Source organism: Chryseobacterium foetidum (genome assembly GCF_025457425.1).
GTDB classification, from domain to species: Bacteria; Bacteroidota; Bacteroidia; order Flavobacteriales; family Weeksellaceae; genus Chryseobacterium; species Chryseobacterium foetidum.
This window is the reverse complement of sequence record NZ_JAMXIA010000001.1, coordinates 1592854-1608634: the sequence shown is the minus strand read 5'-3', so window position 1 is coordinate 1608634 and position 15781 is coordinate 1592854. Positions and strand designations below refer to the sequence as shown.

Below are 15781 nucleotides of genomic sequence, written 5' to 3'. Positions count from 1 at the left end.
TCAGTAAAAGTGAAAAGATAAGGCTTCGGGAATTTTTCCGAAGCCTTATTGTTTGTAATCTGTTTGGTATTGAATCAGTTTATCAAAAACACTTTTCGTCGTTGGTTTGGAAGAATTGGTATTAAAAATAAACATTCCACTGTCGATATTAAAATAATATTTCTTGGTTTCATCGCTTACTGAAAACCATTTCAACAGACCATTTAAAAGATTGATGTCTTCCCATTTTATTGAAGCTTCATCTAAATTGAACGTGTGCGGATGTTGATTTAATGTATCCCTGAAAACTATTTTTCGGTCTTCAATATAAATAATCCCACTTCCCTGAAATGCTTTCAGTTTAAAAAACTCACTTTGCGCGTTCCCCAGATTATACCTTACAAAAGCGTGAAATTCAGTTGTTCCAACCTCGTCAAGAAGAATTTTTTGTTTCTTTTTTCTGCTCTGTGCCGCAAAATAGGCTATCAAAAGAATAATTACCGGAATTAACAGGATGAAAAATATAATTGCGATAAAGAAAAAAATTAGTGAATCCATGATCTGTCATTTAAAATTAAACTGCAGGATGTTTCTCAAACTCCTTTGTTCGGTCAAACAAATATCGGTAGGTTGCCAGCTTTCTTGTTACTTCAGTCTCTAAATGTTTAGCTAAACCGAGCATTTTTGGATTAAAATCACCAATCCACTGCATCTCAAAATCTTCAAATTTTGTTGCGACACGGAAATGATTGGCAGCTTCCACAATCAGGTAGCCTTCAACACCTTTATTTTGCCATTCCGGAAGAACACCAAAAATTAAACCAACAAACTTTGAATTATGTTTAAATGTTTTATAATAAAGAAACTTCAGTTTATCAAAAAATCCAAATTTTCCATTTAAATATTTAAACCATTGATTCAGATCAGGAATATTGATCCACATCGCAATCGGATTTTCATTTTCATAAGCGAACCATGCAATATGTTCATTCATCACAGGCTTCATGGTGTTGAAAAGCTTCTTCACATCGTCCAGAGACATCTGCTTTCCACCACCGTGGCTCTCCCATGATTTATTGTAAATTGTATAAAAATCTTTTGCAAACTTATCAATATTGCCTTTCGTTACGCGCTTTGAAGAAAAATTTTCGTTTTTAGAATGTTTGGCGTGCATAATATTAAAAATCCGTGAGGTAGGAGCATGAGCTTTTCTGCTGAAACACAATTGATTGTAGTAAATCTGAAAACCGTAATTTTCAAAAAGATCTTTGTAGTAAGGGAAATTATAATTCATCCCGTACAGAGGTTCAGAAAAACCTTCAATCAAAACACCCCAGAATCTGTCGCGTTCCCCGAAATTTATTGAGCCGTCCATCGCTTCCATCCCCCTTTCCTGAAGCCAGTTTTTGCAGTGGTCAAATATGAAATTGGCAGTCTCCTGATCTTTGATGCAGTCGAAAAATCCGATCCCGCCGGTTGGCTGTTTTTCGATGTATTGTTTATTGATAAAAACGGCAACTTTTCCAACTGTTTTATGATCTTTTTTAAACAAAAATCTTTTGCTTTCACCAGTTGTAAAACACTTGTTCTTGCTGTTGTCAAAAACGCTTTCAATGTCTTTGTCTAAAGGCCGGATATACGCTTTGTCATCTTTATAAAGTCTCGCTGGAAACTCCAGAAATTCCTTTTTTTGTGCGCTACTCAGTACTTCTTCTGCAATGATCATAATTTTTCAGGCTAATATGAGGTGAAAGGTAATTCAAATTTGGGGCAAATTAAAATATAGAATTAATTTTATCCGTATTTTTGTTGCAAAATAAATAAAAATGGTTGATTTTACCGATAACGATGATGATATTTTCACAGGGAAAGAGCATACGCCGATTCGTGAAGATGCCTTTGAGAAATCGCCACAGGAAAAAATAGAAAAAATTACCCAACTCTTCGGAGAAATCATGGAAACTTTAGGTCTTGATATGACTGATGATTCATTAAAAGATTCTCCTAAAAGGGTTGCAAAAATGTATGTCAACGAAATTTTTGGCGGACTTCTTCCGGAAAACAAACCGGGAATTTCTACATTTTCAAACAAATACAAATACCGCCAGATGTTGGTGGAAAAAGACATCACAGTTTACTCATTCTGCGAACATCACTTTTTGCCCATCATCGGAAGAGCACACGTTGCCTACATTTCAAACGGCGACGTGATCGGACTCTCAAAAATCAACAGAATTGTTGATTATTACGCAAAAAGACCACAGGTGCAGGAAAGATTGACGATGCAGATTGTTGATGCTTTGAAAGATGCTTTAGGAACTCAGAATGTTGCCTGCATTATCGATGCAAAACACCTTTGTGTAAACTGCAGAGGAATAAAAGATACTGCAAGTTCAACAATCACAGCAGAATTAAGCGGAATTTTCAGAACCAATCCTATTACAAGACAGGAATTCCTTCATTACGTAGGAAGCCATGCGAAACTGGATTATTAAATGTGATGATTAGTCAGATTATAAAAAGAAATATTAGATTACTTTCCGAAAGATATGGACATGAAATATCTTATTTCAAAAATGTAATTGTGATAAAAAATGAAAAGAATTTCATTGAAATTTTCTCTCAAGTCAAAGATTATATTGAAGTAAAATATAATTTTGAAAAGGGAACTTTAGAGATTGAAATTCAGGATTTTGAAATTTATGAATTGTTAATCAAAATTTTCCGAAGAAAAGAATTAGAAAAAATAAGTTTAAATCCAATGGATCCTTTAAATCTAAATGATCTTGAAGAAGAATTTGGATGTTTAAGTAAATTCGAAGAAAAACTTATATCCCTTATAAATTCAGAAGTTAATTATTCTGATATTGGTGGAAATAGAGTTTTAACAGAACTTTATCAAGATATTTTAATTTTAAGAGACGACATTGGCGCTTCAAAATCTAATGTAATAAATATAAACAATGATAAAGTTTAAAAAAGTTTCAAACCAAATTTTTATCGCAACCATTATTTGTTGTGGCACATTTTCGTGAATCAATTTTAAATTTCAAACGTCAAATTTCAAATCAAATAATGCAACTAAAAATATACAATTCGCTCACAGCGGAAAAAGAAATATTCACACCAATCCACGAAAATAACGTCGGGATGTACGTTTGTGGACCGACGGTTTACAGCAATGTGCACCTGGGAAATGTGCGAACTTTCCTTTCTTTCGATTTTATCTACAGAAGCTTAATGCATTTGGGTTATAAAGTAAGATACGTAAGAAATATTACTGATGCAGGGCACCTTACCGACGATGGAGACGTGAACAACGACCGTTTCGTGAAGCAAACCCGTCTTGAGAAGCTCGAGCCAATGGAAATCGTTCAAAAATATACAGTTGATTTTCATAAAGTCCTTGAAATGTTCAATCTTCTGCCTCCGAATATTGAGCCTACAGCAACAGGGCATATCGTTGAACAAATTGAACTGACTCAAAAATTAATTGAGAAAGGTTTTGCCTATGAAAGCAACGGTTCGGTTTATTTTGATGTTCTTGAATACAATAAAAGAGGATTAAATTACGGCGAGCTTTCAAAACGTAATGTCGAAGAACTTTTTGCCAACACCAGAGATCTTGACGGACAGGGCGAAAAGAAAAACCCACAGGATTTTGCGCTTTGGAAAAAAGCTTCTCAGGCTCACATTATGCGTTGGAATTCCCCTTGGGGAGAAGGTTTCCCGGGATGGCACCTTGAATGTACTGCAATGAGTACAAAATATCTGGGCGACAAATTCGACATCCACGGAGGTGGAATGGATCTTAAATTCCCGCACCACGAATGTGAAATTGCACAGGGAAAAGCCTGTAATGAAGTGGAACCTGTAAACTACTGGATGCACGCCAACATGCTGACGATGAATTCCCAGCGTATGAGCAAGTCGACCGGAAATTATATTTTACCCAAACAATTGGTTTCCGGAGAAAATGACTTCTTTGAAAAGCCATTTCATCCCACGATCGTTCGTTTCTGCTTTTTACAGGCACATTACAGAAGTGTTTTGGATATTTCCAATGATGCGATGTTGGCAAGTGAAAAAGGTTTTACAAGATTGATGGAAGCTGTAAAAGTTTTGAATTCCATCACACCAAATGATCAAAAAGAATCTGGTTTTAATCTTAAAGAATGGAAAACCAAGGCTTATGATGCTTTAACAGATGATTTCAATTCACCGGTTTTGATTGCACATTTATTTGAAGCCGTAAAATTTATTTTTGCTCTAAAAGACGAAAAAGAAACAGTTTCCACTGAAGATTTAGCAGATTTAAAATCAACTTTAAATGCTCTGATATTTGATGTTTTGGGACTTCAGAATATTGAAGAAAATAATAATGAAAAACTCGACCAAACTTTACAGGTTTTAATTGAACTGAGAAATCAGGCAAGAAAATCAAAGAATTTCGAACTTTCAGACCAAATTAGAGACAAACTTTTGGCTGAAGGTATTGAACTGAAAGACGGAAGAGACGGAACTTCCTATGTTTTAAATTAAGAGATTCATTTTAATATATCTCTCGCAGATTTTAAAGATTAAGCAGATTTTACTAAATCATCTTCTCAATCCTCAAAACCTGCGGGATTTTTTGTGCCATGAACAAATGAAATATTCTCAATCATGGTCTCAACCTTAACCTTAACCTTTGCCTTAGCCTTAACCTCAACCTCGAAAAAAAAATTCTTTCCAATTCAAAAAATGTTTAACTTAGTAAGACTAAAACAATTACACTTAAAATTTTATAATATGAAAAAACTTTTATTCCCTATTGTCTTACTGGTACTTGGAAATACAGTCAATGCACAGCAGGATATTTTCGCACTGGCAGGTAAAGATACTCCAAGAATTGAGTTCAGTGATATCCGCTCGATGAATGCGGATGGTAGTTCTGTAACACAGATTTTTACTTCAGTTTCGCAATCTGAAGTATTTTCGCAAAATTCAAGAGCAAAAGTTGCTGAAGATAAAGCATCTTACGGAAATTCTCAGGCGATGAATCTGGCGGCGCTGGCAACAGATTTGTCACAGGAAAATTTGGTTTATATGCCGATGTTTTCTTCCAATATCTATGTTTTAAATCAAAAAACAAAGCAGATAACCTTGGTTGAAAATAATGTGGCAAAGGTAACTTCCTGCGACATCAATTCTCACATTACGAGAATGACTTTGGGTCATGACGGAGCAATCTATGCTCTAAATAACGCAGGAACTCAGCTTCTGAAGATCTCAAAGAAAAACGGACAGTATTCTGTTGCGGATCTTGGGATTGTGAAAGACGCTGCTTCCAACGGTAAAAACTCATTTACTGCGATGGAAACAGGCTTTGGAGGTGATATGATTTCTGATGCAGAAGGTAATTTCTATGTTTTTGCTGCTTCAGGAAATGTGTTTAAAGTATCTCCTAAAAATCTGGAAGCATACTTTTTAGGTAAAATCTCTGGTCTTCCGGAAAATTATTCTGTGAACGGTGCAGCGGTGAATTCTAAAGGTAAAATTGTTGTGGGAAGTGCAAAAGGAAACGCTCTATTTGAAGTGAATTTCGAAAGTCTTGAAGCTAAACAACTGGCGGGAGAAACAAATCTTCATATTTATGATTTGGCGAGTAAATATTTTCTGAACGACAGAAAAGCGGTGGAAACGACTCCGGTAATCAACGCAGAAATCTATCCGACCAGAGTGGATGAAAACTTCATTTATGTAAATTTAAATCAGACTAAAATAAAAGGAAATATAAAAGTTGAAATTTTTGATCTTTCCGGTAAGAATGTTTTAAGCAAAAAAATATCAGTAAAAGACGGAAATCTTAATGAAAGAATTGAATTGTCAAATCTTTCTCAGGGTGCTTATTTAGTAAGTATTTTTGATGCCTCAGGAAAGGTAATTGCCACGAAAAAAGTTCTAAAAACAAAATAAGTTAAATTTTGCCATTTATGTGTTAGCCTTCCGAATTCTTTTTGGAAGGCTTTTTTAATGAATAATTGATGCAGAAAGCATTTATTTTAACTTATAAAACACTATTTTTATCCAAAAATATATAGATGAAATTATATTTTAGTATAAGATATATTGCAAAACAGGGAGAAAATTTATTTATTACAATTAATTCTGACGAGCAGGAAAAGCAGGATCACCAGATGCAGGCAGCTGACTTTGGCGTGTGGAAAACAGAAGTTGATTATTTTTCCAAAGAAATTTCGTACAAATACTGTGTAAAAGATGAGCAGGGCAAAACTGTCTCTGAAGAAGGTGTAAATCACCAGTTGTCTTTCCCGCACACGTACAAGGAATTTGCCATTACAGATGTCTGGAACAAGAAAAATTTTCCTGAAAATTATCTTACCAACAAGATTTTAAAAAATAAGCTGACAGGTTTTAAACCTGAAAAAAACATCATCCTGAAAAAACATACCCACCTTTTCAAAATTTCTGCACCGGTTTATCATCCCGAGTGGAAAATTGCGCTTTTCGGAAGTTCGGAATCGCTTGGGAATTGGGATTATAACAGAGCAATTGTTTTCTCTCAGACTGATTTTGGTATTTGGGAAGCTTCAGTTGAAATTCCTGAGCATTATCCGGTAGAATATAAATACTGCATTTACGATACGGTTCAAAAGAAGGTGATTGACGTAGAATCCGGAGCCAACAGGCTGGCTTATCCGAATTCTAATAAAGACGTTCTTCATATTGTTGCTGATCATTATTTTAAGTTTAAAGCTTATCAGATATATCACGATGCCGGAGTCGCGGTGCCTGTATTTTCTTTAAGAACGGAAGATGGTTTCGGTGTAGGTGAATTTCCTGATCTGAAAAAAATGGCAGACTGGAACAGGGAAACTGGCCTGGGAATAATTCAGATTTTGCCGATCAACGACACGACTGCCAATTATACATGGACAGATTCTTATCCTTATGCAGCGGTTTCCGTTTACGCTCTGCATCCACAATATCTTTCTCTGACAAAGTTAGATTATGCTTTGCCGAAGGATTTAGTTAAAGAATACAATGCTCAGAAAGAAGAATTGAATTCTCTGGAACTCATCGATTACGAAAAAATGATCTCCGGAAAATGGAAGTTTATAAAAGCCGTTTTTGAGGAACAAAAGGAAAAGATTTTTAAAGACAGAAACTTTAAAAAGTTTTTAAAAGATAATGAAAGCTGGCTTACACCTTATGCTGCCTTTTGTGTTTTAAGAGACAAATACAAAACTCCAAATTTCGGCGAATGGAAAACCCATAAAAAATACATTGCCGGAAAAATTTCTCAGCTTTTTACAGTTAAAAATAAAGATTATGAGGCGGTAATGCTGCATTCTTGGGTGCAGTTTCAGCTTCATAAGCAGTTAAAGGATGCGGTTGATTACATGCATGGTTTAGGAATTTCAATCAAAGGAGATTTGCCTATCGGAATTTACCGTTATTCTGTAGAAGCATGGACGGAACCTGAACTGTTCGGGATGGATTTTCAAGCCGGTGCACCACCAGATCAGTTTACTGATTTAGGGCAAAACTGGGAATTTCCCACTTACAATTGGGAAGCGATGAAAAATGACGGCTACCAATGGTGGAAAAACAGATTCAAAGCTTTGGAACAGTATTTTGATGCGATGCGAATTGACCATATTCTTGGATTTTTCAGGATCTGGCGAATGCCGATCTCGGCTACACAAGGGATTTTGGGATATTTTTATCCTGCCGTTCCTGTTACGGATGAGGAATTCAGAAAACTTCATCTTCCATTTGATTTTGACCGTTACTGCAAACCGTTTATCAACGATCAGATTTTAAATAAATACTTTGGCGAAAATCAGGAAAAAGCTTTAGCGTATTTAAATAAGAATCAGAATGAAACTTATTCTTTTAAGCCTGAATTTGATACTCAGAGAAAACTTTCAGATCATTTTAAGAAAAACAAGAACGAAGAAGAATTGGCTGAACAATTGATTTCTTTGGCAGCTAATGTTTTGTTTTTAACGGAAGAAAAAGATGGCGAAACCGTTTATCATCCAAGATTTAATGTTTACAAAACGGAATCTTATCAGTTTCTTTCAGACTGGGAGAGACGCACGATTTACAATTTATATCATGACTATTTCTTCAAAAGACAGGATGGTTTATGGTACGAAAAAGCAATGGAAAAACTTCCGGTGATCCTCAATGCTACAGAAATGTTGATTTGTGGGGAAGACCTTGGTCTTGTACCGGATTGTGTTCCTGTAGTGATGGATGAATTGGCAATTATAGCTTTGAAAGTCCAGAGAATGCCTTCAGATAATATTCCTTTTTACAATCCAAAAAAAGCCGAATACTTAAATGTTGTGACGGCTTCTTCTCACGACAGTTCGACCCTGAGACAATGGTGGAAAGAAGATTCGAATCTTACTCAGAAATATTTTAATCAACAGCTTCATCAACATGGCAAAGCTCCCGAAAATCTTGAGCCCTATTTTGCTGAGATGATTATGAAGCAGCATTTGTACAATGATGCGATGCTGTCAATATTCCCGATTCAGGAATTTTTAGCGACGGATGAGAAACTTTCAAATCCGAATATTGATAATGAGAGAATTAATAATCCTGCCGTTTTCCCACACTACTGGAGATACAGAATGCATTTGGGGCTTGAAGAACTGAATAAAGCTGAAAACTTTAACGGAAAGATCAGAAACTGGATTGAAGACAGCGGAAGATTATAAATTTAACAATTGATTATCAATTAGTTAGTTTAAATTTAAAAGAAGTTTTATCGAAAGATTTAACTTCTTTTTTTTATCTATATCCAAAAGATAGAATTGAGAGATTCCAAACATTTAACCAATTAATGATTATAGAAATGAAAAAAATACTTTTGGGATTTGCTTTGACTTTGTCGACTTTGTCGTTTGCTCAGCAATATCCAAATTACGGATACGGAGATAATGGCTACTCCGACGGATATTACAGTGATGAAGATGATCAGAATTATTTCCCTGACGACTATTACTACAATTATCCACAGGATTATTATCCGCAGGATTATTATCAGAGCTACTACAATGATTACAGAAACTCAGTTACCAATATCAACTGGAATGTGTTTTTCAGACAAAACAGGTTAACGAGATGGCAGATCGATCAGATTTTATATCTGAACAGCCTCTACAGTAATTTTGCAACGTGGAATAATTTCTACAGCTACAATCCGGACAGATGGTATTATGACAGATTCTATGCTTTGGAAAGAATTATGGGACCAAGAGTATTTGTGGTTTTTCAGAATAACTATTACAGAGGAAACGCTCCGATTGTCTACTTCCAGAATTACAGAAGAAGTTATTACACACCAAGATTCAGAGTTACTCCGAGATACCGAAATGTGAACATTAATGTTTATAAAGTAAACCGGGTAGATTTCAGAAGAACAGAAAACCCAACTTTAAATGTGGTGAGAGGTTCAGGCTTCAGAAATAATTCCGAATCAGGTTTCAGAGGAAATGCAGGAAACAGTGGAACTAGAAATCCGAACGGTGGTTTCAGAGATAATAATAACTCGGGAACAAGACCTTCAAATGGAGGTTTTAGAGACAACAGCAATTCTCAACCTCGCAGCAATGGCGGTTTTAGAAACGAAAGCAGTCAGCCGAGATCAGAGAACAGTCAGCCGAGAAGTGGCGGTTTCAGAAATGAAAGCAGTCAGCCGAGAACTGAAAGCAGTGCGCCAAGAGGTGGAGGATTCAGAAATGAAACACGTGCTCCGAGAAACGAGAGTAGTACACCAAGATCGGGTGGAGGCTTCAGAAATGGAGGAGAATCTAAACCACAACGCAGTGAAAGTCCGTCTGGAAGGGGAAATTCCGGTGGTGGAGAAAGAAGCGGAGGGTTCAGAACCCGATTAGCAGGAAATTAGTTTTCATATATTATATTTGAGTGGTGTAGAGAGTAGATTTTTTATCTACTCTCTTTTTATTTTCAAATTTTCATGAATTATCGTCAATAAAATTTAACATTTTTTATGAATTTAATTTTTAACTTTTGAATTAATTCTACATCAAACCAATAGAAAACAATTAATTAAACCTTTAATAAAATGAAAAAATTAATATTATCAATCGCATTAGTAGGATTCGGAAGTTTAGCAATGGCTCAACAAAATCATACGCCTGAACAGAGAGAAGCTAAAAGAGCTGAAATGCAGCAAAAAATGCAGCAGAAGCAAAAGGATCATTTAGATAAAATGCAGAAAGACTTAAATTTATCAAAAGATCAGGTAGCCAAAGTACAGGCACTTCAAGACAGAAAAAGAGCAGAAAGAAAAGCAGAATTCGACAGAAATAAAGATGTAAGAATGGCCAAAATGAAGGAGATGAAAGACAAAAGAGTACAAATGGATAATGAAATGAAAAGCATTCTGAATCCTGAACAGTACAAAAAATGGGAAGCCGACAGAAACGCAAAAATGGAACAGCGAAAAATGGCGATGAAAGACAGAAAACACAAAGGCGACAGACCTCACCACAAGCCAATGAGAACGGCTGTGGAGCCTACCAAATAGTGAGTTCATAGTTTAGATTTTTTAATGTGTGGTTAGGAGCGGAAAATTTGTTTTCCGCTCTTTTTCATTTGATTTAACGGTTATTTTAGATGTGAAATTAAGTCTTAATTTTTATCTAATCTAAAATTAAATTTCTTTCATCGTTTTACCAACCGCCTTATATTCCGTAAATTTGATCATAAATTAAAAATTATGGTAAGCGAAAAAATTGCAACACTTATAAACGAACAAATAGCGCACGAGCAATATGCTGCTCAATATTATCTTTCAATGTCGGCTTGGTTTTCTGCAAGAGATCTGGACGGAATTGCCAATTACTTCAGAGTTCAGAGCAAAGAAGAACTGATGCACGCCGACAAAATGTTTGATTACTTAAATGACGTAGGCGGAGAAATCATCATCGGAGAAATAGCAAAACCACCTCATGAATTTCTGAATGCCACAGATATCTTTGAAAAAGCACTTGAGCACGAAAAGAAAGTAACAAGAAGTATTTTCAACATTGTGAAAAATGCAAACGATGAAGGAGATTTTGCAACAACTTCTTTCCTGCAGTGGTTTATCAACGAGCAGGTAGAAGAGGAGGCAAGTGCTTCGCAATATGTAACTAAAATCAAAATGGTTTGTGATAACCCTTCGGCTTTATATCTTTTTGATCAGGAGCTGGCAACAAGAAAATTTGTGCCGGATACTAAAGCTTAAATCGTAAATTAAAATATTTCAAACCCCGAAAATTTATCTTTTCGGGGTTTTTCTTTGTCTGATTTTAGTCTCAAAAAAAGTATCCGTAAAAATACGGTAGCGAAATAGGGAAAATACTGTTTTTTGGTAACTGAATTTTCTTCATTTTTGTAGAAAACTAATTAACATCATGGGACAAGAATTTGATTCAAGAGAAAGAGAAGGCGCAAACAGCCTGAGTGTAGAATTTATTAAAGCCGCAGTAGAGCAGTACAGAACCAATCAGCTGCAATGCACGGCAGATAATCTGGGAGTAAAAGATGCTCACTCGATTTGGTTTGATTTGCCAAAGCTTAAAAAATTTATAGCTGATATAGAAAATCTGGCAGGAAGTTCAGATTCATCGGTAACGGATGAAGATTTGGGAATAAGAATGTATTACGCGGCCTATCCGGAGAATTTCGAAAATTCGAATGTGAAAAAAGAATATCACAAATGTCATACCCTCATCATGATTCCTACAAAAAAAGACAGTTCATCCGGGCAGACAATCCACAGAGATTTTAATCCATTGGAAAGCACTGACGACAGAAGACTAGCTTTGGCTACAGTAAATGCAATGGCTCAAAATCACGGTACGCTTGCACCACCAGATAACTGTGATGGAGAATCATATTAAAATTAAATAGTAAATGGAGTTATTTCGGCATATCTTAGATTACGTTTTCTACGGAAGCGAGGGCTTGGCAGCTTTGGTAGCATTGCTGTATCTGCCACAGGTGAAAAGTACTTATTGGAAATATTTTGCAATTTACCTTGTTTTTATCTTCCTAAGCGAAACGCTAGCCGGACAAAATATATTTTCCAGAGATGGCAAAGTTTACTTTTACAATTATCTTGTGATTCCTGCGCAATTTATATTTTTCTACTGGCTTTATGCTGCAAAATCATTTAACAGGCCGAAACTTTTTTACATATTTTCAGTGGTATATCTTCTGTCATTTATACCACATGAAATGCTTTTCAATTCAAAGAAAATTGTCTTTTCGCTAAATTATACTTTAGGCTCACTGTTTTTGCTATATCTCGTCGTTCTCGAATATTACAGACAGGTGAATTCGTCAAACATTCTGAATTTCAGTGATAACCGGTTCTTTTATATCAACTGGGGAGTTACGGTCTTTTATATCGGAACATTACCTCTTTTTTCTTTCTGGAGCGTCTTTGCTCAGCTTAAAGATTTATTCAGTATTTACTATATTTACTTTCAGATTTCAGGGATCGTAATGTACACTTTGTTTGCGATTTCGTTTATTTTAGGAAAAGAAAATGCTGAGGTATGGAAAAAACAGAGCTCTTAATTACCGTTATACTCTTCAATATTTTCTTCTTGGGATTTATTGTAGCCATAACGATTTACATCAGAAAGTACAAGCAGAGAAAGAAAGAATATCTATCCGAAATTCAGATTAAAAACGAAATTCATCAGAAAGAACTTCTCGCCACACAGCTTGAAATACAGGAATCTACGATGAAGCAAATCGGGAGAGAACTTCATGACAACATCGGGCAGAAACTTACTCTTGTAAGTCTTTACACACAACAGCTTCTTCACGAAAATAAATTTCCGGATATCAATGAAAAAATCGAACAGGTTTCAGAAATTATCAACCATTCAATTGATGAGCTCCGCAGCCTTTCCAAATCACTTACCGACAATAAAATCAGCAGAATCCCAATTACAGAGTTGATTCAGGATGAGGTAAACGTAGCCAATGCTTTGAAAAAATGTGAGGTTTCATTTGAACATAATTTTGAGGATTCAGATTTGAATTTTGAACATAAAAGTGTTGTACTGAGAATTATTCAGGAGTTTATCCAAAACAGCATGAAGCATTCTGAATGCAAAAATGTTTTTATCAATCTAAAATCTGACGCTGAGACAGAATGGAAACTTTCAATAAACGATGACGGAAAAGGTTTTGATGCCAACGAGATTAAATCAAACGGAATAGGGCTTACCAACATGAAGAACCGCGCAAAGATCATTGGTGCTCATTTTACTTTGACAAGTGAAAAAAATATTGGAACTTCGCTTAAAATTGTTTTAAACAAATAACCATGAAAAAAACAATTGTTCTTGTAGACGATCATATTCTGATCGCAAAAGCGCTGGAAGGAATTATCGATAATTTCACAGATTTTGAAGTCATTTACTGTGCAGAAAACGGGCAGGATCTTATCGATAAATTTGCAGTCAACCGCAGAATTCCCGAAATCATTCTGCTTGATATCAGTATGCCTGTGATGGATGGCTTTGAGACCGTTCTCTGGCTTACAGAAAACCATCCGGAAATAAAAGTAATGGCGCTCAGCATGCAGGATGACGACAACAGCGTTATTAAAATGATAAAAAATGGAGCCAAAGGCTATCTTCTGAAAAATTCCCATCCGAAAGATCTTGAAAATGCACTTTCCCAGCTTACAGCTGAAGGTTTTTACTATCCGGATTGGGCTTCAAAAATTATCTTTTCAAATATTAAAAGCAAACCAAAAGTTATCGAAGGGACAAAAATTTCAGACCGCGAAAAAGAATTTCTGAGCTTCACCGCCACGGAACTTAGCTATAAGGAAATTGCGCTGGAGATGGGCTGTAGTCCGCGAACTGTAGAAAGCTACCGCGATTCACTTTGTGCCAAATTTGATCTGAAAACCCGCGTAGGACTCGCAATATTCGCTATAAAAAACGGTTTTGCAGAAACATAAAAAAAGTTGCTTCCAGAGAGCAACTTTTTTATTTTAAAAACTCAGTTCAGAAAAAACCGGAAAATGATCTGACGGATAAAGCAGATTTTCACGTCTGTCATTGATGTGTCTTTGAGATTTAATTTTAAAACCTTTCACAAAAATATAATCAATTCTGTCTTTCGGAACTTCGTTTACATTAAAACCGGTAAACGTTCCTTTCGGACCGTAATGTTTCTTTTCTGAATGATAAAAAGTGTCTTTCAGATTTTGAGACAGTATTTTCACAGGTTCTGTGTCTTCGGTTAAATTAAAATCTCCGGTCAGAACCAAAGGAAGATTTTTAGGATTTAATTCTTTAGCCTTTTTAAGTATTAATTCTGAAGATTTTACTCTCGCCACATTTCCTACATGATCAAAATGAATGTTCATTGCCAGAAATTCTTTTTTTGATTTTAAATCTTTAAAGATGGCATAAGTACAGATTCTGTTGAGCGCAGCATCCCATCCTTTCGAAGGTTTCTCCGGTGTTTCAGAAAGCCAGAATGTACCGGATTTGATAATCTGAAGTTTTTGGGTATCAAAAAAAATCGCTGAAAACTCACCTTTTTCTTTTCCATCGTCACGTCCTACGCCTACAAAATCGTAGTTTTTCAGTCCTGACTTCATATCTTTCATCTGCTCCGGCAAAGCTTCCTGCACGCCCAAAACATCAGGATGATAATATTCTAAAAGTGCAAGTGCTTCCTCTTTTCTTTTCGGCCAGGCATTGTCCTGATCAGATTCTACATTAAGTCTGATGTTGAATGACATTACTTTTAAATCCTGAGAAAATGATATTGAAAAGCTCAGAACAGAGAACAGTATTATTAATTTCTTCATATCTTAAATTTAAAACAAAAATATAATTTCAGAAGCAATTTTAAGTTTTAAAATAATTATTTAAACATTAATTTTTCTGACAAACTCTGAAATTTCAACCCCTAAAACAAAGATGTGCGAATGAGCCTTAGCAAAATTTAATAAGCTTATTTTAATATAATCAAGAAATACTTCCTGCAGTTTTAAAAATAGACAGTGAGCATTTTTAAAAAGATAACGGGGAGTTTAAAAATGCTCAGTAACGATTTTAAAAAAGATAACGGGGAGTTTGGTAAATGCTCTCGGGGACTTCAGCAAAACTTCCTGACGATTTGGATAAAAGGTCTCGATGATTTTTATATTTCATTGTGATAGCTTTGAAAGGTTATTGTGAAGTACAGCCTGTCCAGACCTTCGGAAAAAGGCAGCCTTTCCTCCTCGCAATGGCATAAAAACAATAAAAAAGTCCGTTTCACATTAATTGAAACGGACTTTTATGTTATCTGATAATTGAGCTCATTCTTTAGTAAACTTCACATCGTTACCGCCATGTGCGATGTTGAAAGATTTTTTGTCTTTGCTGAAAACAAATTCACTCTGATCCATCTCAATAGAAAATTTGTCGTCTACGCATCGTTGTATGTTTTTATAAAGATAAAAAATATTACAATTTTAGAAATTGATTTTTTAAAAGAAAAAGCCACGGAAGCGGGGGAACGTAACTGTATACTGAAAAATTTGAGATAACAAGAGATTCAAAAGTAGCTAAAATAATTAAATCACGGGATCAATATCTAAAGTTCAAAAATGGATTCACGGCTGTAACTGAAACTTTACATAAATTATCAGACTTAAAACGGAGAATAACAAACTGTTTGAATTAGGATGAAGAAAGGCTTGAAGTAATTATGAAAAAAAACCGCCCCAAAAGAGGCGGTTTAT

The 15781-nt window shown here is 35.3% G+C and carries 15 protein-coding genes; 12 read left to right on the top strand and 3 right to left on the bottom strand.

All coding sequences use genetic code 11. The features are described from left to right. Positions 1-45: 45 nt before the first annotated feature. Both NG809_RS07540 and NG809_RS07535 read right to left on the bottom strand, forming a co-directional pair. Complete coding sequence (locus NG809_RS07540; RefSeq protein ID WP_262149435.1) at positions 46-537, bottom strand: hypothetical protein; 492 nt, start codon at positions 535-537, stop codon at positions 46-48. Between the two features lie 16 nt (positions 538-553). Continuing rightward, positions 554-1705: a hypothetical protein gene (locus NG809_RS07535; protein ID WP_262149434.1), complete on the bottom strand. Its 1152-nt coding sequence runs from the start codon at positions 1703-1705 to the stop codon at positions 554-556. Between the two features lie 100 nt (positions 1706-1805). Between NG809_RS07535 and folE the strand changes: the two genes are divergently transcribed. The 12 genes from folE to NG809_RS07475 all read left to right on the top strand — a co-directional run bounded on the left by folE (position 1806) and on the right by NG809_RS07475 (position 13999). Further along, on the top strand, positions 1806-2474 hold the full coding sequence (gene folE / locus NG809_RS07530; RefSeq protein WP_262149433.1) for a GTP cyclohydrolase I FolE: 669 nt from the start codon (positions 1806-1808) through the stop codon (positions 2472-2474). A gap of 5 nt (positions 2475-2479) precedes the next feature. Beyond that, positions 2480-2956 carry a hypothetical protein gene (locus tag NG809_RS07525; protein WP_262149432.1) on the top strand — a complete coding sequence of 159 codons (477 nt, stop codon included), beginning with the start codon at positions 2480-2482 and terminating at the stop codon, positions 2954-2956. 98 nt (positions 2957-3054) lie between these two features. Continuing rightward, a complete protein-coding gene (gene cysS, locus NG809_RS07520) occupies positions 3055-4521 on the top strand; it encodes a cysteine--tRNA ligase (protein WP_262149431.1) in 1467 nt (488 codons plus the stop codon). 249 nt (positions 4522-4770) lie between these two features. Then, complete coding sequence (locus tag NG809_RS07515; RefSeq protein WP_262149430.1) at positions 4771-5937, top strand: T9SS type A sorting domain-containing protein; 1167 nt, start codon at positions 4771-4773, stop codon at positions 5935-5937. 125 nt (positions 5938-6062) lie between these two features. Continuing rightward, positions 6063-8717: a 4-alpha-glucanotransferase gene (locus NG809_RS07510; protein WP_262149429.1), complete on the top strand. Its 2655-nt coding sequence runs from the start codon at positions 6063-6065 to the stop codon at positions 8715-8717. 137 nt (positions 8718-8854) lie between these two features. After that, the gene (locus tag NG809_RS07505; protein WP_262149428.1) at positions 8855-9907 is read left to right on the top strand and encodes a hypothetical protein; all 1053 of its coding nucleotides are present in this window, start codon (positions 8855-8857) and stop codon (positions 9905-9907) included. A 180-nt stretch (positions 9908-10087) separates the two neighbouring features. Next, on the top strand, positions 10088-10552 hold the full coding sequence (locus tag NG809_RS07500) for a hypothetical protein (RefSeq protein WP_262149427.1): 465 nt from the start codon (positions 10088-10090) through the stop codon (positions 10550-10552). A 192-nt stretch (positions 10553-10744) separates the two neighbouring features. Next, positions 10745-11254, top strand: coding sequence for a ferritin (locus NG809_RS07495; protein WP_262149426.1), 510 nt, complete (start codon positions 10745-10747; stop codon positions 11252-11254). Between the two features lie 169 nt (positions 11255-11423). Continuing rightward, complete coding sequence (locus NG809_RS07490) at positions 11424-11912, top strand: hypothetical protein (protein WP_262149425.1); 489 nt, start codon at positions 11424-11426, stop codon at positions 11910-11912. A 13-nt stretch (positions 11913-11925) separates the two neighbouring features. Beyond that, positions 11926-12594, top strand: coding sequence for a hypothetical protein (locus NG809_RS07485; protein ID WP_262149424.1), 669 nt, complete (start codon positions 11926-11928; stop codon positions 12592-12594). Next, entirely contained in the window at positions 12573-13352 is a 780-nt protein-coding gene (locus NG809_RS07480) for a sensor histidine kinase (RefSeq protein WP_262149423.1), read from the top strand. The genes NG809_RS07485 and NG809_RS07480 overlap by 22 nt, the downstream gene beginning before the upstream one ends. Before the next feature lie 2 nt (positions 13353-13354). Next, positions 13355-13999 (top strand): response regulator transcription factor, encoded by a 645-nt coding sequence (locus NG809_RS07475; protein WP_262149421.1) that lies wholly within the window; start codon positions 13355-13357, stop codon positions 13997-13999. Positions 14000-14032: 33 nt separating this feature from the next. Here NG809_RS07475 and NG809_RS07470 read toward each other — a convergent pair whose 3' ends face one another. Continuing rightward, positions 14033-14860 carry an endonuclease/exonuclease/phosphatase family protein gene (locus NG809_RS07470; protein WP_262149419.1) on the bottom strand — a complete coding sequence of 276 codons (828 nt, stop codon included), beginning with the start codon at positions 14858-14860 and terminating at the stop codon, positions 14033-14035. Between the last annotated feature and the right edge of the window lie 921 nt (positions 14861-15781).